The sequence below is a fragment of the Gryllotalpicola reticulitermitis genome (genome assembly GCF_042651345.1).
GTDB classification, from domain to species: Bacteria; Actinomycetota; Actinomycetes; order Actinomycetales; family Microbacteriaceae; genus Gryllotalpicola; species Gryllotalpicola reticulitermitis.
On the sequence record NZ_JBHSCN010000006.1, the window covers coordinates 484318 to 501873 of the forward strand.

The 17556-nt window shown below is 68.8% G+C and carries 16 protein-coding genes; 5 read left to right on the forward strand and 11 right to left on the reverse strand.

Annotated elements, in window-relative coordinates:
* Positions 1-86: 86 nt before the first annotated feature.
* Complete coding sequence (gene pknB / locus ACFOYW_RS15705; protein ID WP_390230966.1) at positions 87-2129, forward strand: Stk1 family PASTA domain-containing Ser/Thr kinase; 2043 nt, start codon at positions 87-89, stop codon at positions 2127-2129.
* Positions 2130-2135: 6 nt separating this feature from the next.
* Here pknB and ACFOYW_RS15710 read toward each other — a convergent pair whose 3' ends face one another.
* Genes ACFOYW_RS15710 through ACFOYW_RS15720 form a run of 3 tightly spaced genes read right to left on the reverse strand, consistent with a single transcriptional unit; the run spans position 2136 to position 5200 of the window.
* Entirely contained in the window at positions 2136-3509 is a 1374-nt protein-coding gene (locus ACFOYW_RS15710; protein ID WP_390230969.1) for a class II 3-deoxy-7-phosphoheptulonate synthase, read from the reverse strand.
* 24 nt (positions 3510-3533) lie between these two features.
* A complete protein-coding gene (locus ACFOYW_RS15715) occupies positions 3534-4229 on the reverse strand; it encodes a lysophospholipid acyltransferase family protein (RefSeq protein WP_390230971.1) in 696 nt (231 codons plus the stop codon).
* 14 nt (positions 4230-4243) lie between these two features.
* A complete protein-coding gene (locus ACFOYW_RS15720; RefSeq protein WP_390230974.1) occupies positions 4244-5200 on the reverse strand; it encodes an ROK family glucokinase in 957 nt (318 codons plus the stop codon).
* Between the two features lie 154 nt (positions 5201-5354).
* On the opposite strand from ACFOYW_RS15720, the gene ACFOYW_RS15725 reads away from it, so the two are divergent.
* Positions 5355-7175: an AMP-dependent synthetase/ligase gene (locus ACFOYW_RS15725; RefSeq protein WP_390230977.1), complete on the forward strand. Its 1821-nt coding sequence runs from the start codon at positions 5355-5357 to the stop codon at positions 7173-7175.
* A gap of 34 nt (positions 7176-7209) precedes the next feature.
* On the opposite strand, the gene ACFOYW_RS15730 is transcribed toward ACFOYW_RS15725, so the two are convergent.
* Positions 7210-7713, reverse strand: coding sequence for a peptide deformylase (locus ACFOYW_RS15730; protein WP_390230980.1), 504 nt, complete (start codon positions 7711-7713; stop codon positions 7210-7212).
* Between the two features lie 49 nt (positions 7714-7762).
* Entirely contained in the window at positions 7763-11197 is a 3435-nt protein-coding gene (locus tag ACFOYW_RS15735) for a pyruvate carboxylase (RefSeq protein ID WP_390230983.1), read from the reverse strand.
* Positions 11198-11274: 77 nt separating this feature from the next.
* Between ACFOYW_RS15735 and ACFOYW_RS15740 the strand changes: the two genes are divergently transcribed.
* Positions 11275-12147, forward strand: coding sequence for a ParA family protein (locus tag ACFOYW_RS15740; protein ID WP_390230986.1), 873 nt, complete (start codon positions 11275-11277; stop codon positions 12145-12147).
* 134 nt (positions 12148-12281) lie between these two features.
* On the opposite strand, the gene ACFOYW_RS15745 is transcribed toward ACFOYW_RS15740, so the two are convergent.
* The 3 genes from ACFOYW_RS15745 to ACFOYW_RS15755 all read right to left on the reverse strand — a co-directional run bounded on the left by ACFOYW_RS15745 (position 12282) and on the right by ACFOYW_RS15755 (position 14150).
* Positions 12282-12836 carry a MerR family transcriptional regulator gene (locus tag ACFOYW_RS15745; protein ID WP_390230989.1) on the reverse strand — a complete coding sequence of 185 codons (555 nt, stop codon included), beginning with the start codon at positions 12834-12836 and terminating at the stop codon, positions 12282-12284.
* 157 nt (positions 12837-12993) lie between these two features.
* On the reverse strand, positions 12994-13689 hold the full coding sequence (gene ftsR, locus ACFOYW_RS15750; protein ID WP_390230992.1) for a transcriptional regulator FtsR: 696 nt from the start codon (positions 13687-13689) through the stop codon (positions 12994-12996).
* Positions 13689-14150 (reverse strand): FHA domain-containing protein, encoded by a 462-nt coding sequence (locus ACFOYW_RS15755; RefSeq protein WP_390230995.1) that lies wholly within the window; start codon positions 14148-14150, stop codon positions 13689-13691. Before ACFOYW_RS15755 ends, ftsR begins: the two co-directional genes overlap by 1 nt.
* Positions 14151-14227: 77 nt before the next feature.
* On the opposite strand from ACFOYW_RS15755, the gene ACFOYW_RS15760 reads away from it, so the two are divergent.
* Positions 14228-15052: a DUF1295 domain-containing protein gene (locus tag ACFOYW_RS15760; protein WP_390230998.1), complete on the forward strand. Its 825-nt coding sequence runs from the start codon at positions 14228-14230 to the stop codon at positions 15050-15052.
* Here ACFOYW_RS15760 and ACFOYW_RS15765 read toward each other — a convergent pair.
* On the reverse strand, positions 14996-15511 hold the full coding sequence (locus ACFOYW_RS15765) for a hypothetical protein (RefSeq protein WP_390231001.1): 516 nt from the start codon (positions 15509-15511) through the stop codon (positions 14996-14998). The two genes, ACFOYW_RS15760 and ACFOYW_RS15765, sit on opposite strands and share 57 nt — an antisense overlap.
* A gap of 68 nt (positions 15512-15579) precedes the next feature.
* Here ACFOYW_RS15765 and ACFOYW_RS15770 point away from each other — a divergent pair, with 68 nt between their 5' ends.
* Positions 15580-16065, forward strand: coding sequence for a hypothetical protein (locus ACFOYW_RS15770; protein ID WP_390231004.1), 486 nt, complete (start codon positions 15580-15582; stop codon positions 16063-16065).
* Here the strand turns inward: ACFOYW_RS15770 and ACFOYW_RS15775 are convergent.
* Both ACFOYW_RS15775 and ACFOYW_RS15780 read right to left on the reverse strand, forming a co-directional pair.
* A complete protein-coding gene (locus tag ACFOYW_RS15775) occupies positions 16051-16587 on the reverse strand; it encodes an NUDIX domain-containing protein (protein WP_390231007.1) in 537 nt (178 codons plus the stop codon). The two genes, ACFOYW_RS15770 and ACFOYW_RS15775, sit on opposite strands and share 15 nt — an antisense overlap.
* A gap of 52 nt (positions 16588-16639) precedes the next feature.
* A complete protein-coding gene (locus ACFOYW_RS15780; protein ID WP_390231010.1) occupies positions 16640-17527 on the reverse strand; it encodes an SDR family NAD(P)-dependent oxidoreductase in 888 nt (295 codons plus the stop codon).
* Between the last annotated feature and the right edge of the window lie 29 nt (positions 17528-17556).

Consider the following 17556-nt stretch of genomic DNA (forward strand, 5'->3'; position numbering starts at 1 on the left):
TCGGGCATCCGTCGCGCCCCTCGCCGTTCGGCTGAATCTGACGTGTCTGCTCCCCTGTGGAATATGACGCTACCTAGACTCATCCCGTGACCAACACGAGCCAGACCGACCCCCTGCTCGGCCGTCTCATCGACGGCCGATACCAGGTGCGGTCGCGCATTGCGCGCGGCGGTATGGCGACCGTGTATCTGGCCACCGACCTGCGGCTCGAGCGACGCGTGGCGCTCAAGGTGATGCACAGCCACCTCGCCGACGACACGAACTTCAAGAACCGCTTCGTGCAGGAGGCGCGGTCGACGGCGCGCCTCGCCCACCCGAACGTCGTGAACGTCTTCGACCAGGGCCAGGACGAGGACATGGCGTACCTCGTCATGGAATACCTTCCCGGCATCACCCTGCGCGACCTTCTGCGCGACTACGGCAAGCTCACCCCCGAGCAGACCATCGACATCATGGAGGCCGTGCTCGCCGGGCTCGCGGCCGCCCACCGAGCCGGGATCGTGCACCGCGACCTCAAGCCGGAGAACGTGCTGCTCGCCGACGACGGCCGCATCAAGCTCGGCGATTTCGGCCTCGCCCGGGCCGCCGCGAACGCCACCGGCACCGGCCAGGCGCTGCTCGGCACGATCGCCTACCTCTCCCCCGAGCTCGTGACCCGCGGGGTCGCCGACACGCGCAGCGACATCTACGCGATCGGCATCATGATCTACGAGATGCTCACCGGCGAGCAGCCGTTCCAGGGCGAGCAGCCGATGCAGATCGCCTACCAGCACGCGAACGACACGGTGCCGCGGCCGAGCCTCAAGAATCCGCTCGTGCCGCCGCCGCTCGACGATCTCGTGCTGTGGGCGACGAACCGCGACCCGGAGCAGCGCCCGAGCGACGCGCGCACGCTGCTCGACAAGCTCTATGAGGTGGCCCGCTCCGTTCACGGCGGGGTGCCGGACGCCGGCCTGGACGTGACACGCGTGATCACGCCCACGCCGAACGACACTCTGGCGACCACCGTACTGCCGTCGCCCGCGCCGCTCACCGCAGCGTCGGCCCCGCTCGCGGGTCCGGCAACGCAGGTGCGGAGCGAGGCGACCGCGACGGATGCCGTGAGCAAGCTCGCCGCCGTCAGCCGCCACCGGCGGGGCCGCGGCTGGTGGCTCTTCGGCGTGCTGCTGCTCATCGCGGCCCTCGCAGCCGCCACCGGGTGGTATTTCGGGGCCGGCCCCGGCGCCCTGGTCGCGGTGCCGAAGGTGATCCAGAGCCCCGTCGACGTGGCGATGGCCCAGCTGAAGAGCTCGAGCCTCACTGCATCGCAGCGACCGGTCTACAGCTGCGCTGTGCCGCAGGGTCAGGTCGCCGCGACCACCCCCGCGGCCGGCCGGCTGCTGCACAAGGGCACCAAGGTGACCGTCGACGTCTCGCGCGGCCATCAGCCGAACCAGATCCCCAAGCTCGGCGGCCTCACGCTTGACGCGGCCAAATCCGCGATCACGGATGCCCGCTCGCTCGTGGGCACGTCGATCGATGAGCAATTCAGCTCGACGGTGGGCTCGGGCGACGTCATCGCCGCCACACGCGCCTCCGACGGCAAGGACATCACCGCCGGCGGCGCATACACGCAGTGCGACACGATCAACCTCGCCGTGTCGGTCGGCGCGGTGCCGAGCGTCGTCAACAAACCGCTTGGCGACGCGCAGGCCGCGCTGCGGAAAGCCAACCTCAAGTGGGGTCAGGGCCAGGCGGAGCACTCCGCGACCGTGCCGAAGGGCTGGGTGATCGCAGCGACCCCCGCCAACCAGGGCGGCCCCGTGCGCCCCAACGACACGATCCTGCTCGACGTCTCGCAGGGGCCCGTGCTCTACCCGGTGCCGGACCTCGCCGGGGGCAACCCGTCGCTCCAGGACGCGATCGCGTCCCTCAAGACCTACAACGACGCCAACCCGAACGCCCAGTTCGTGCTCGACACCCCTAAGGTGAAGGGCGCCAACCCGTTCGGCCTCAAGCCCACCGACTACCCGCAGTACTTCAAGGTCGTGTCGCAGACGCCCGACAAGGCGTCCGACGGCACCCCGGCTCAGGAGCAGAAGGGCACGAAGATCACACTGACAGTGAGCTTCGACTTCCCCCTGGGCTGATCAGCGTCAGTTCCTGCTGAGCTCCTCCGCGACGAGGAACGCCAGCTCGAGCGACTGCATGTGGTTCAGGCGCGGGTCGCAGAGCGACTCGTAGCGCGTCGCGAGCGTCGCTTCATCGATCATCTCGCTGCCGCCGAGGCACTCGGTGACGTCATCGCCGGTGAGTTCGACGTGGATGCCGCCGGGGTGTGTGCCGACGGCACGGTGCGCCTCGAAGAAGCCCTTCACCTCGTCCACGACGTCATCGAAGCGCCGCGTCTTGTAGCCCGTCGGCGTCGTGATGCCGTTGCCGTGCATCGGATCGCTGACCCACAGCGGCGTCGCGCCCTCGGCGGTGACCGCCTCGAGGAGCGGCGGAAGGACTTCCCTGATGCGGCCCGCGCCCATGCGCGTGATGAAGGTGAGGCGCCCCGGCTCGCGCTCGGGGTCGAGCTTGTCGATCAGGCGGAACACGTCGTCCGCTGTGGTCGTCGGGCCGAGCTTCACACCGATCGGGTTGCGCACGCGCGCCAGGAAGTCGACGTGTGCACCGTCGATGTCTCGGGTGCGTTCACCGATCCACACGAGATGCGCCGACACGTCGTACGGCGTTCCCGTGCGCGAGTCGATCCGGGTCAGCGGGCGCTCGTAATCCATCAGCAGCGCCTCGTGGCTCGCGTAGAACTCGACGGCTTTGATCTCGTCGAAGTTCGCGCCGCACGCCTCCATGAAGCGCACCGCACGGTCGATCTGGCGCGCCATGCCGTCGTAGCGCGCGTTCGCCGGGTTCGAGGCGAAGCCCTTGTTCCAGCTGTGCACCTGACGCAGATCGGCGAAGCCGCCCTGCGTGAACGCCCGGATCAGATTCAACGTCGACGCCGCCGTGTGGTACCCGCGAACCAGCCGCGCAGGGTCAGCGCGACGCGACTCGGGGGTGAAGTCGTAGCCGTTGACGATGTCGCCGCGGTACGCGGGCAACGTCACCCCTCCGCGGGTCTCGGTGTCGCTCGAGCGCGGCTTCGCGAACTGACCCGCCATGCGGCCGACCTTGATCACCGGCAGCGACGCGCCGTACGTGAGAACGACGGCCATCTGCAGAATCGTCTTCACCCGATTGCGGATGCGATCCGCCGTCGCGTCAGCGAAGGTCTCGGCGCAGTCACCGCCCTGCAGCAGGAACGCCTCGCCGCGCGCCGCAGTCGCGAGCCGCTCGCGCAACTGGTCGACCTCGCCCGCGAAGACCAGCGGCGGGAGTGTCGAGAGCTCCGCACTCGCTGCGGCGACCGCGTCGGCGTCAGGCCACTGCGGCTGCTGCTTGATCGGCAAGGAGCGCCAGTGGTCGAGACCCGCGAGCACGGCAGGATCGGGCGCGGCGGAAAGAGTCTCGACTACGTCGGTCATAGACCCGTCAGTCTATCCGGCGCGTCACCGGTTGAGACTCGGCGTGGTCGCCTTGATGGAGCTCGCGTACACATCCGCGTACTCCTGGCCGGACAGTTCCCACAACGCGTACTGGATCTCGTCGGTGACGGCACGGAGGATGTATCGGTCGCCCTCGAGCCCCGCATAGCGCGAGAAGTCGAGCGGCTCGCCGATCACCACGCCGATGCGGCGCACGCGAGGAACCGAGACGCCGACCGGCATCAGTTCCTGCGTGCCGACCATCGCGACCGGGATGACGGGAACCTTCGCCTCGAGCAGCATGCGTGCGATCCCCGTGCGGCCGCGGTACATCTTGTGGTCGGGGCTGCGCGTCCCCTCCGGGTAGATGCCGAGCAACTCCCCCGAGGCGAGCACACGCAGCCCGGTGTTGAGCGAGTCCTCCGACGCCTTGCCGCCCGACCGGTCGATCGGCAGCTGCCCCGTGCCGAGGAAGAACATCTTCATCAGCCAGCCCTTGAGGCCCTTCGCGGTGAAGTACTCGCTCTTCGCCAGGAAGGTGACATGCCGATCAAGCATCAGCGGCAGGAAGATCGAATCGAAGAACGACACATGATTGCTCGCGAGGATCGCGGCCCCCTCGGCCGGCACGTTCTCGATGCCGGTGATCCACGGACGGTAGATCGCACGCAGCACCGGGCCGAGAGCGATGTACTTGAGGAACCAGAAGAAGCCGTTCATCGGATGCCTTCCGCCTACGGCCGCTGCTCGGACGCTTTGGTCCGCGCCACGTCTGCCGCGCCGACAACTCCGGCGTCGTTCACCAGCTCCGCGATCCTGAACTCCGGCTCGGGGTGGTAGCCGCGGGCGGGCAGCGTCTGCAGGAACGCCTGGCGGATCGGCGCGAGCAGCTTCTCGCCGGCGGCCGCGACGCCGCCGCCGAAGACGAACAGCTGCGGGTCGAGCACGGCCGCGAAGCTCGCCGCGGCCTGGCCGAGCCAGTCGCCGAGCTGCCGCAGCGCCTGCAGCGCGCCGGGGTCGTCCTTGTCGATGAGGTCGCCGATGTCGGCCCCGTGCAGGTATCCACCGTTCTTCGACCGCACGTCGGCAAGCGCCTGGCCGATGCCGCCGGCGTCGGCCAGCGTGTTGGCGTAGCGCTGAAGCGCCCGACCCGAGCCGTACTGCTCGATGCATCCGTTCGCGCCGCACCCGCATGGCAGACCGTTCGGCACGACGCGCATGTGCCCGAGCTCGGCGCCCGCCCCGAAGCCGCCCCGGAACAGGCGCCCGTTGGCGACGACCGCGCCGCCGACACCCGTGCCGATCGTGAGCATCACCATGTCGGTCGTGAGCTTGCCCGCTCCGAACCGGTACTCGGCCCACCCGGCCGCGTTGGCGTCGTTCTCAATGATCACCGGAACCTCGACCCGGGCCTCGAGCTTCTCGCGGAACGGCTCGTGGCGCCACTGGATGTTCGGGGCGTAGTAGACGATCGACTGCGTGGCATCGATGAAGCCCGCGGCCGCGACGCCGGCCGCAACAGCATCCGTGCCGTCTGACAGCGCGTTGATCATGTCGACGACGATGTTCTCGAGCGCCGCGGAATCGCCCGCGGGAGTGGGTTCGCGCAGGTGCTTGACGATGTTGCCGTCTTCGTCGACGAGCGCCCCGGCGATCTTGGTGCCGCCGATGTCAATCCCGATCGCATGCACGAGCTGGTGCCTTTCGTGGAAATTGATGCCCCCCATCTGGGGGTGACTTGTGCCGTCCGCACAGAGGTCTCAGGCCCGGGACGGCGCTGTCTTAGAGTGTATGGGTCAGCCCGGCGCCTTGCTATTGGCGTCGACCGGTACCGAAGGAGCTACCGTGCGAGAATCCGTGATTCCTGCTCTCGTCCCCGCCGACCCGACGGGGAACACCACCGATCTGCTTGTCGAGCGCGCAGCGCTCACGCCCGACAAGGTGCTGTTCGGAATTCCCGAGGGCGACCAGTGGCGAGACGTGACGGCCGCCGAATTCCTCGCGCAGGTGCGCGCCCTCGCGAAGGGTTTCGTCGCAGCCGGCGTGCAACCCGGCGACAAGATCGGCATCATGAGCCGCACCCGCTACGAGTGGGTTCTCATCGACTTCGCCATGTGGTTCGCCGGTGGTGTGCTCGTGCCGGTCTACGAGACGAGCTCGGCGTCGCAGCTGCTCTGGAACCTGCAGGACTCGGGCGCCGTCGGTGTGATCCTCGAGGACGCCAAGCACCGCGCAGCATTCGACGAAGTGAAGGCGGAGCTGCCGGCCGTCACCACGGTCTGGCACCTCGACTCGGACGACCTCGCGACGCTCGTCGCGCGTGGCGCCGACGTGCCGGACGACGAGATCGAACGCCGCCGGAAGCTCGCGAACGGCGACGACATCGCGACGCTGATCTACTCCTCGGGCACCATGGGCAAGCCGAAGGGCGTCGTGCTGACGCACGCCAACTTCGTCGAACTCTCCCGCAACGCGGGCGAGATCCTCGGCTCGGTGCTGCAGGACCGCGCCTCGACCGTGCTTTTCATCACCATCGCCCACGTGTTCGCGCGCTTCATCTCGGTCGTCTCGGTGCACGCGGGCGTCCGCGTCGGCCACCAAGCCGACACGACGAAGCTGATGGACTCGCTGCAGTCGTTCCAGCCGACGTTCCTGCTGATGGTTCCGCGCGTGTTCGAGAAGGTCTACAACACCGCCGAGCAGATCGCCGAGTCGGGCGGCAAAGGCAAGATCTTCCGCGCCGCGGCCGACACGGCCGTCAAGTACTCCGAGGCGCGGGCCGCGGGCAAGGTGCCGTTCGGCCTCAATCTCAGATTCAAGCTCTTCGACCGTCTCGTGTTCTCGACGCTGCGGGCCAAGATGGGCGGCAACGTCGAGTACGCCGTCTCGGGCTCCGCCCCGCTGTCGACGCGCCTCGGTCACTTCTTCTCGGCGCTCGGCGTCGAGATCCTCGAAGGATATGGTCTCACCGAGACGACCGCGCCCGTGTCGGTCAACCTGCCCGGCCACTCGAAGATCGGCACCGTCGGCCCCGCGCTCCCGGGCAACGCGATCCGTATCGCCGACGACGGCGAGATCGAGGTGAAGGGGGTCTGCGTCTTCAAGGAGTACTGGCAGAACCCGTCGTTGACCGCCGCCTCGTTCAACGGTGAGTGGTTCAAGACCGGCGATCTCGGCGCGCTCGATGCGGACGGATTCCTCAGCATCACGGGCCGCAAGAAGGAGATCATCGTCACCGCGGGCGGCAAGAACGTCGCCCCGGCAGTCCTCGAGGACGGCGCACGGTCGAACCCGCTCATCGACCAGATCGTGGTCGTCGGCGAGCAGCGCCCGTTCATCGCCGCCCTTGTCACGCTCGACCGCGAGATGCTTCCGGTGTGGCTCAAGAACAACGGCCAGGACCAGAACATGACGATCGACGAGGCCGCACAGAACGAGGCGGTTCGCGCAGAGGTGCAGAAGGCGATCGACCACGCCAACCAGAGCGTCTCACGGGCCGAGTCGATCAGGAAGTTCGCGATCCTGACCACGAACTGGACCGAGGACTCGGGGCACCTGACGCCGAAGCTGTCGATCAAGCGCAACGTGATCGTCAAGGACTTCGCCGCCGATGTCGACGCCCTCTACGCGGGGGTGCCGACCCAGGCGATGTCGCTTCAGGGTTAGTCGCGCCGGTCCTCGCCCGGCGCGAGTCGCGGCCTCAGAACCAGTCGCTCTCGCGGATCTGCTTCATCGCCTGACGACGCACGTCTTTCTCGAGCCGGTCGAGATAGAGCAGCCCATCGAGGTGGTCGGTCTCGTGCTGCAGGGCCTGGGCGAGCACGCCTTCGCCCTGCACCTCGACCACGTTGCCGTCGAGATCGAGACCACGGGCGCGCGCCCAGGGGTAGCGAGCCGTCTCGAACCAGAGGCCGGGAACGCTGAGGCAGCCCTCGCCGATGAGCTCCTTCTCGCCACGCACCTCGACGACCACAGGGTTGATGAGGTAGCCGACCTTTCCGTCGACGTTGTAGCTGAAGACGCGCGCGGTCACGCCGATCTGATTCGCCGCGACACCCGCGCGACCCGGCAGCTGCACCGAGTCCACGAGGTCGGCGACGAGTGCCCTCACGCCGTCGTCGAACCCTGTTCCCACCTGGACGGCGGGGTCGCACACGGTCTTGAGCACGGGGTCGCCGAAAAGGCGGATGGGGCGCGCGGTCACCGCCCCACATTACCGGCATCGCGGCGGGTGGCGGACTGCGCGGGTGCCCTCAGAGCGGCCGTTCCGGCAGCAGCGGATTCACCACGACGAGCAGGTCGCCGGCGTCGACCTGCTGCGTCGCTGCGACGGCGAGACGCTCGACGACCCCGCTGACAGGCGCCGTGATCGCGGCCTCCATCTTCATCGCTTCGATCGAGGCCACGGCCTGCCCCGCGGTGACGGCCTCGCCGTGGGCGACGCGCAGGGTGACGACACCGGAGAACGGCGCGGCGACGTGGCCCGGCTTGCCGGGGTCGGCCTTCTCGAGCTGAGCGGTTGCGATCTCGACGTGACGATCGCGGACGAACACGGGACGCAACGAGCCGTTGAGGCGTGCCATCACGGTGCGGATGCCGCGGGCATCCGCCTCTCCGATGGCTTCGAGCCCGACATAGAGGATCACGCCGGGAGCCACGTCGACTCGGTGCTCGGTGTTCACGCCGAGACCGTAGAGATAGTCGCTCGTGTCGATGACCGACAGGTCGCCGTACAGTTCGCGGATCTCCTCGAAGTTGCGCGTCGGGCCGGGGAACAACAGCCGGTTCAGGGTCTGCTGCCGTTCCCGCCCTGAGTCCGCGAGCTGCGCCTCGTCGCCGTCAGAGATCGGCGTGACGCCCACGTGCACGTCACGGCCGGCGAGCACCTTCGAACGGAACGGCTCCGGCCAGCCGCCCGGCAGGTCGCCCAGCTCGCCCGCCATGAACGAGATCACCGAGTCGGGGATGTCGTAGTTCTGCGGGTTGGCCTCGAAGTCGGCCGGGTCGGCGCGCAGCGCGGCGAGCTGCAGAGCGAGGTCGCCGACGACCTTCGACGACGGCGTGACCTTCGGGATGCGGCCGAGGATCCGGTTCGCAGCCGCGTACATGTCCTCGATGAGCTCGAAGTTGTCGGCAAGCCCGAGCGCGATGGCCTGCTGGCGCAGGTTGGAGAGCTGACCGCCCGGGATCTCGTGGCGGTAGACCCGCCCCGTCGGCGCGGGCAGGCCCGATTCGAAGGGCGCGTACAGTCCGCGCACCGCGGCCCAGTACGGCTCGAGCGCGGCGACGTTCTCGAAGTCGAGGTCGGTCTCGCGCTCCGTGTTGTCGAGCGCGGCGACGAGCGCCGACGCCGACGGCTGGCTGGTGGTTCCCGACATGGGGGCGGATGCCACGTCCACGGCGTCGGCGCCGGCCCGGGCCGCCGCGAGCAGGGTAGCGAGCTGGCCGCCGGCGGTGTCGTGCGTGTGCACGTGCACCGGCACGTCGAACTCGGCCCGCAGCGCCCCGATGAGCTTCTCCGCCGCGGCGGGCTTCAGGAGTCCCGCCATGTCCTTGATCGCGAGCAGGTGCACGCCCGTGCCGACGACCTTCTCAGCCAGCCGCAGGTAATAGTCGAGGGTGTAGAAGTCCTCCTTCGGCGAGTTCAGGTCGCCGGTGTAGCAGAGCGCGCCCTCGGCGATCGCGGTGTTCTGCGCGAGGACCGCCTCGATTGCGGGGCGCATCTGCTCGACGTCGTTGAGCGCGTCGAAGACGCGGAACACATCGACGCCGGTCTGAACGGCCTCCGCGACGAAAGCGTCGGTCACCTCCGTCGGATAGGGGGTGTACCCGACCGTGTTCCGGCCCCGCAGCAGCATTTGGATGCCGACGTTCGGCAGCGCCTCGCGCAACGCGGCCAGCCGCTCCCACGGGTCCTCGCCGAGGAAGCGCAGTGCGACGTCGTAGGTCGCGCCGCCCCATGCCTCGACGGACAGCAGCTGCGGGGTGAGTCGCGCCACATACGGGGCGACAGCCAGCAGATCTTTGGTGCGCACGCGAGTCGCGAGCAGGCTCTGATGCGCGTCGCGGAACGTCGTGTCAGTGACCGCCACGGCGGTCTGCGCACGCAGCGCCCGCGCGAAGGCCACGGGCCCCAGCTCCAGCAGCCGCTGGCGGGTGCCGGCCGGCGCAGGCGCGTCGAGACCCAGCTGCGGCAGCAGCGGCAGCTTCGCCGCCGGCTCGAGGACACCGACGGGCCGCTCGCCGTTGGGCTTGTTCACCGTCACGTCGGCGAGCCAGCCGAGGATCTTCGACGCCCGGTCCTGCGAGGGCCGCGCTCGCAGAAGCTCCGGCCGGTTCGCGATGAAATCCGTCGCGATTCGACCCTCGACGAACTCGGGCTCGTCGACGAGTGCCTGAAGGAACGGGATGTTCGTCGCGACCCCGCGGATGCGGAACTCCGCGAGAGCACGGCGGGCACGGTTCACCGCCATCGGGAAGGTGCGGCCCCGGCAGGTGAGCTTCACCAGCATCGAGTCGAAGTGCGGGCTCACCTCGCTGCCGGTGCCCACCGAGCCGCCGTCGAGGCGGATGCCGCCGCCGCCCGGCGAGCGATAGGTCGTGATCGTGCCCGTGTCGGGTCGGAACCCGGCCGCCGGGTCCTCGGTCGTGATGCGCGTCTGCATCGCGAATCCGTTCACGCGCAGCTCGTCCTGCGAGAGGCCGATCTCGGCGAGCGTCTCCCCCGCGGCGACACGCATCTGGGTCTGCACGATGTCGACGCCCGTCACCTCTTCCGTCACGGTGTGCTCGACCTGAACGCGCGGGTTCATCTCGATGAACACGTGCTCGTTCACGCGCTCGCCGTCGGCTTCGACCAGGAACTCGACGGTGCCCGCGTTGACGTAGCCGATCGACTTCGCGAACGCGACCGCGTCGCGGAACAGGGCCTGCCGCACGTCTTCGTCGAGGTTCGGCGCCGGCGCGATCTCGACCACCTTCTGGTGCCGGCGCTGCACCGAGCAGTCGCGCTCGAAGAGGTGCAGCGTGTCCCCTGTGGCATCCGCCATGATCTGCACCTCGATGTGCCGCGGCTTCAGCACGGCCTGCTCGAGAAACATCGTCGGGTCGCCGAACGCGCTGTCGGCCTCGCGCATCGCCTCTTCCAGCGCGGCCCGCAGTTCGTCCTTCGTGTCCACTCTGCGCATGCCGCGGCCGCCACCACCGGCGACCGCCTTAGCGAAGATCGGGAAGCCGACCTCGTCGGCGGCAGCGAGCAGCTCGTCGATGTCCCCCGAGGGCGGCGTCGAGCGCAGCACGGGAACACCGGCCCTCACGGCGTGCTCCTTCGCCGTCACCTTGTTGCCGGCCATCTCGAGGACTTCCTTGGGCGGCCCGATGAACGTGATGCCCGCCGCGCGCGCGGCCTCGGCCAGCTCGGGGTTCTCCGAGAGGAATCCGTAACCCGGGTAGATCGCATCGGCGCCGGATTGCCGCGCGACACGGATGATCTCGGCCACGTCGAGATAGGCTCGAACCGGATGCCCCTCCTCACCGATCTGATAAGCCTCATCGGCCTTCATGCGGTGCAGGGAGTTACGGTCTTCATAGGCGAACACCGCGACAGTGCGAGCACCCAGCTCGTAGGCGGCGCGAAAACCCCGGATGGCGATCTCACCACGGTTGGCGACAAGAATCTTGCGAAACATGCGAGCCTCTCCATTGGGGTTCGCCGCCTCAGCGAACGGTTAGGTTCATCCAGACTACAGACGGTAGGTTTCTACCCGTGCACGTACTGAGCGTCAGTTCCCTCAAGGGCGGTGTCGGCAAGACCACGGTGACCCTTGGGCTCGCGTCGGCGGCGTTCGCGAAGGGTCTGCGCACCCTCGTGATCGACCTCGACCCGCAGTCCGACGTGTCGACGGGTATGGACATCTCGGTCGCGGGCCACCTCAACGTCGCAGACGTCCTGGCGAGCCCGAAAGAGAAGATCGTGCGAGCCGCCGTCGCCCCCAGCGGCTGGACCCGGGGGCGCCCCGGCAAGGTAGATGTCATGATCGGCTCGCCGTCTGCCATCAACTTCGACGGCCCCCACCCCTCGGTCAAAGACCTGTGGAAGCTCGAGGACGCACTCGTCCATCTCGAGCACGAGTACGACCTCACCCTGATCGACTGCGCGCCGTCCCTCAACGCTCTCACGCGTACCGCGTGGGCCGCGTCCGACCGCGTCGCCGTCGTCACCGAGCCCGGGCTGTTCTCCGTCGCCGCGGCCGACCGCGCACTGCGCGCCGTCGAGGAGATCCGCCGCGGTCTCGCCCCGCGACTGCAGCCGCTCGGCATCATCGTCAATCGCGCGCGCGTCCAGTCGCTCGAGCACCAGTTCCGCATCAAGGAGCTGCGCGACATGTTCGGGCCGCTCGTGCTCTCGCCGCAGCTGCCTGAGCGCACGTCGCTGCAGCAGGCCCAGGGTGCGGCGAAGCCGCTGCACGTGTGGCCGGGCGAGTCCGCGCAGGAGATGGCGCACAACTTCGACGTACTGCTCGACCGCGTCATGCGCACCGCGCGCATCGGCGAGTACGCGCAGGGTGAGCCGGCCCAGCCGAGTCAGGCCGCCGCCGAAGCCTCAGCCATCAGCAGCGCCGACGTCGCGGACGCGTAACTCGGGCACACCCGGCTGACACTGCGGTGCGGCGGATTCTGCGGCGAACCGCAGCCTGCCGACTGCGTGCGATCAGGCCGAGTTCCGGAGCTGCTCGCGACCCTGGTCGACTCGCTGGCCGCGTGCAGCGGCGCTCAGCTCGCGGTTCGGCGAGCGGCGCGGCGTGCCGCGAGTTCATCTTGCGGGTCGGCGCCATCAGTCTGCGGGTCGATCGCGACGAGGCTCGCTTCGACCTCACGCAGCACCCGGCCGACAGCGATGCCGAACACGCCCTGCCCCTGGCTGACGAGGTCGATGACCTCGTCGTTCGACGTGCAGAGGTAGACCGACGCGCCGTCGCTCATCAGGGTCGTCTCGGCGAGATCGGTCACGCCCGACTCACGCAGCTGGTTCACCGCCACGCGGATCTGCTGGAGTGAGATGCCCGTATCGAGCAGGCGCTTGACGAGCTTGAGCACGAGGATGTCACGGAAGCCGTACAGCCGCTGCGAGCCAGAACCGGATGCGCCGCGCACGGTCGGCTCGACGAGGCTCGTGCGGGCCCAGTAGTCGAGCTGGCGATAGCTGATGCCGGCGGCCTTGGCCGCGACCGTGCCCTTGTAACCGACCTCGTCTGCCATGTTGGGCAGCCCGTCGGTGAACAGGTACTGCAGGTCGAGGCGCCCCTCTGGGCCCACGGCTTCGCTCATCTGCGTACCTTTCCACGATTTGGGCGCCGACACCAGCGGCACTGAGTCAACGCTAGCGAGCACCGGCTGGGCGGGCAATTACATCGGCGCGTCGGGCTCGGCGTGTCGCAGCTTTGACCTTCAACCTGAGGGTCAAGGTCGAGACGGGCCGGGCGCGTCAGGGCAGCAGCCGGTCGAGACCCGTTCGCAGCAGGCTGCGCCGCACGACATCGAGCTGGCGGGCGATCTCCTGTGCGGTGTCGGCGGTCTTGGCGCGACCGGATGCGTCGCGTCGATGAGCGATCGGGGCGACCGCACTCTCGATGAGGCTGAGCTCGCGCTCGGTCGCGGCGCGGACCGTGCGCAGGTGGCGGGGCTCGATGCCCCGGCGGCCGAGCTCGACCAGGGCGCCGAGCATCCGCACCGCGTCTTCGTCGAACAGTTCGGCGGCGGGCAGCAGCGACGCCCGCACCGCCTCGCTCAGGAGCTGCGCCGGCGCGCCGGTCTCGCGCAGCAGCTCATCGCGCGTGAACTTGCGCCCGGTCGACAGCATGTTCGGCAGCCCAGGGCCACCACCGGGCAGCATCGGAGTCAGGCCGGCGTCGAGGTCGGCGAGATGCTCACGGATCACCTTGAGCGGCATGTAGTGATCACGCTGCATGCCGAGGACCAGCTTGAGGCGCTCGAGATCGGCCGCCGAGAACTTCCGGTAGCCGGATGGCGTGCGCGACGGCGAGACAAGACCCTGCTCTTCGAGGAAACGCAGTTTCGAGGGCGTCAGCTCGGGGAACTCGGGAGTGAGCTTCGCAAGCACCTGCCCAATGCTCAACAGGACCGGCCCGGCGTCTTTCGCCTGAGCCGTCGCACGAACCACTACTTCGTGCCTAGGTCAGCCCGCGACGCGTAGAACGTGAAGCGGTACTTGCCGATCTGGACCTCGGCCCCATCGACGAGCAACGCGGACTCGATGCGCACACCGTCGTAGTACGTACCGTTGAGCGACCCCAGGTCGCGCACCTCGAAGATCGCGCCGTGCCGGGTGAACTCGGCGTGACGACGCGAGACAGTGACGTCATCGAGGAAGATGTCGGCGTCGGGGTGACGCCCCGCGACCGTGGTGTCTGCGTCGAGAAGGAAGCGCGCCCCGGTGTTGGGGCCGCGGCGCACGATGAGCAGGGCGGAACCGGTCGGCAGGGCTTTGATCGCCTCGAGCTCATCGGCGGTGACGCCGGAGCCGTCGACGTTCATGGCCTGGGCGAACTCTTCGCCGAAGCGCGCAGTCGTCGCCTCGTTGGCTTTCGCCGGTTCGCGCAGGGGGTTCTCGTTGGCCACCATCGTCCTCCTTCGTTCGACTAGCGTATCGGAAAGGTCACGGCCGCGAACCAACGCCACCGCCGCATACAATGCGGAAAGTGACGTCCCTTCACGCGGCATTCTGGATTCTGATCGGCATCTGCGTCGTCACGTGGGTGATCTCACTCGTCACCCGCGAATACTCGTGGGTCGATCGGATCTGGTCCATGGTGCCCGTCGCCTACGTGTGGGTCTTCGCGGTCGGTGGTGGCACAGTCGGCGCACGAGCGCTGCTGATGGCCGTTCTCGTCACGCTCTGGGGCGCGCGACTGACCTTCAACTTCGCCCGAAAGGGCGGCTACGCGCGCGGGGGCGAGGACTATCGCTGGGCCCATCTGCGAGCGCAGATGTCCGCACCGCTGTTCCAGATCTTCAACCTGCTCTTCATCGTCTGCTACCAGAACGTGCTGCTCTTCCTCATCGCGCTGCCCGCGTACACGGCCGCGACGCATCCGCGCGGCCTCACCGTGCTGGACTGGGTTCTCGCCGCTGCATTCGTCGCCGCACTGGTCGGAGAGACCGTCGCCGACCAGCAGCAGTGGCGTTTCCAGCAGTGGAAGAAGGCCGAGCGCGCGGCGGGGCGTGAGCCGGGCATCCGTTTTGTGCAGACCGGCCTGTTCCGCTATTCGCGGCACCCCAACTTCTTCTTCGAGCAGTCCCAGTGGTGGCTGCTGTTCTTCTTCGGATGCGTCGCAGCGGGCTCGCTCTGGCAGTGGACCGTGATCGGACCCGCGCTGCTGATCGCCCTGTTCCTCGGCTCGACCCGCTTCACCGAGCAGATCTCGCTCGAGCGCTACCCGGAGTACGCCGAGTACCAGGCGCGGGTCTCAGCGCTCGTTCCGTGGTTTCGCCGGTCTCGGGAAGACCTCGCGCAGCTGCGGTGAGCCGAGGTACGCGGCGATACCGAGCAGCACGAGGCTGAACGCGATCTGCTCGGTGATCATCCACGCCGGGTAGAGGTGCGGGATGGCCGCGAGGGTGAGGGTGATGACCGGGAAGATGCGCGTGAACAGCGTGAGGCGCTGGTAGGCCCAATACCAGCCGCGCGACGCGCGCCAGGTGAAATAGAACAGCGTGGCGGTGATGCCGAGGACGACGACGGTGCGCATCCAGACGATCCAGGTGACGGGATCCCCGTGCAGCGCGAGCCCGAGCGCCACGGCCACCGCGCCGATGCCGAGCAGCAGCTCCACGACCAGCAGCCAGGCCACCCGGCCGAACAGCTTGCGGGTCGTCGGGTGCGCGACCGCCTCGGGGTTCGCGGTGACGCCCGCATGCCTGCCGCCCGCGACGCGGTCGAGGAACCGGAACGTCGGTTCGAGGCGGTGAAGCAGCGCGTTCATGGCAATTACGGAACTTAGCGCGTGGCACTGAGGGGAATGCTGAGGGACCACGGGTTACGGTGGCCCCTATGTCGTGCATCCGCTTCAACACCCCTGCGCAGCGCGAGCAGATGCGTCGCCTCGCGCCCAGCATGCTGACGCCGGAGGAGGTCGCGGCGATGCACCCCGCTCCCCCGGTGACTGAGAGCAAGATCAGGCGCCTGCGGCTGCTCGCCACCAGCGAGAACCCGAAGATCCGCGAGGCGGCAGCCTCGAGCTACCACGCGCCCGCCGACCTGCTCGAGACGCTCGCGCAGGACCCGGACGACGGCGTGCGCGGCTGCGTCGCCCGGAACGAGGCGACGCCGTGCGACGTGCTGCGCTCACTGGTCGCCGACCCCAGCGAGCTCGTGCGGGGCTTCCTCGCGATCAACTACTACGTGCCGGGCGACGCGATGGCCGCCCTCGCGGATGACCCGAGCGTCACCGTGCGCGCGCTGGTGTCGTGGAAGGCCGGGCTCGCGGCCGAGGCCGCCGCCGACGACCGAGTCGCGGGGACGCTACAGAACGCGTAGCTCGTCGCGCAGGCGCTCCCGCAGCGTCGGCCATGAGGCGGCGAACCCGGGATGCAGGCTGAGGTTCGAGACCTCGTCGACCGGGACCCAGCGCACTTCGATGCTCTCGGCGTCACCGATCACCGGCGTGAACGGATGCTCGATGTGGCCGACGACCGTCGTGTAGCTCCACCAGCCGAGGTCCCAGACGGACTCGAAGTCGATGACGACCTCGTGAGCGGGCACTCCCGCCTCTTCCGTCGCCTCGCGCACCGCGCCGGCTGCGGCGCTCTCACCCTCGTGGCGTGCGCCGCCGGGAATGCCCCAGGTGCCCCCGAAGTGGCTGTACTCGGCGCGGTGCTGCAGCAGCACGCCCGCGTCGCGCTGAATGAGCAGCAGCCCTGCCGAGCCGAAGGTGCCCCAGAAGCGTCTGCCGTCCGGCCCGGTGACCCACGCGTCGCCGCTCGTGAGCGGGCGCCGGGGCAGAGGCTCGCTCGCATCGGCGTGCGCCGAGAGAGGGAGATCGCGGTCGCTGTCGGTCACTCCCCCACTCTGTCACGCCGGGTCGCGGCACGCCGACCGGGATGCAATGTGGTTACGCCGGGAGTTCGGCGGGGAACGCGGCCGGGAAGGGCTCGGCGAAGTCGGCCGAGCGGCTCACGGTCTCCCAGCGGTGCGCCTCCGCGAGCTGCGCCTCGGAGTACGCGATGGACATGTCGACGGCGTTCACGCCGACGAGCAGATGAGTCGGGGCATCGGGGCGCCGTGCGGTGCGGACAATGATCTCGGCGGCGCGGCGCGGATCGCCGGCCGGGCGCGACCCGGTCTGCCGCATGCGCGAGTTCATCGCACCGACGGTGCTCTCGTAGTCGGCAGAGATGTCGGCGACGGTCATCGAGGAGCCCGCCCAGTCGGTCGCGAAGCCGCTCGGCTCGACCACCATCACCCTGATGCCGAACGGCGCCGTCTCGACGGCGAGCACCCGGCTGAAGCCGTCCACGGCGAACTTCGCCGCCTGGTAGCTGGCGATGCCCGGCGAGCCCCCGACGCGGCCGCCCACCGAGGAGAACTGGATCACGAGCCCGCCGCCCTGCGCGCGCAGCTGCGGGATCGCCGCCTTCGACACGTTGTACACGCCCCAGAAGTTGGTCTCGAACTGGGCGCGGAAGTCGGCGTCGTCGGTGGTCTCGATCGGCGAGACGTTCGCGTAGCCGGCGTTGTTCACGACGACATCGATACGGCCGAAGTGCTGCGCGGCCCTCTCGATCGCGGTGCGGGCGGCCTCGGCATCCGTCACATCGAGCGCAAGCGGCAGCACGCGATCGCCGTATCGCTCGACGAACTCGGCGAGCTGCGCGGGTCGTCGCGCGGTCGCGGCCACGCGGTCGCCCGCCTCGAGCGCCGCTTCGACGAGGGCGCGGCCGAAGCCGCGGGAGGAGCCGGTGATGAACCAGGTCTGCTGTGGGGTCCGTGCGTCTGTCATGCAAGTTAGTACAACACTGTTTTGTTATT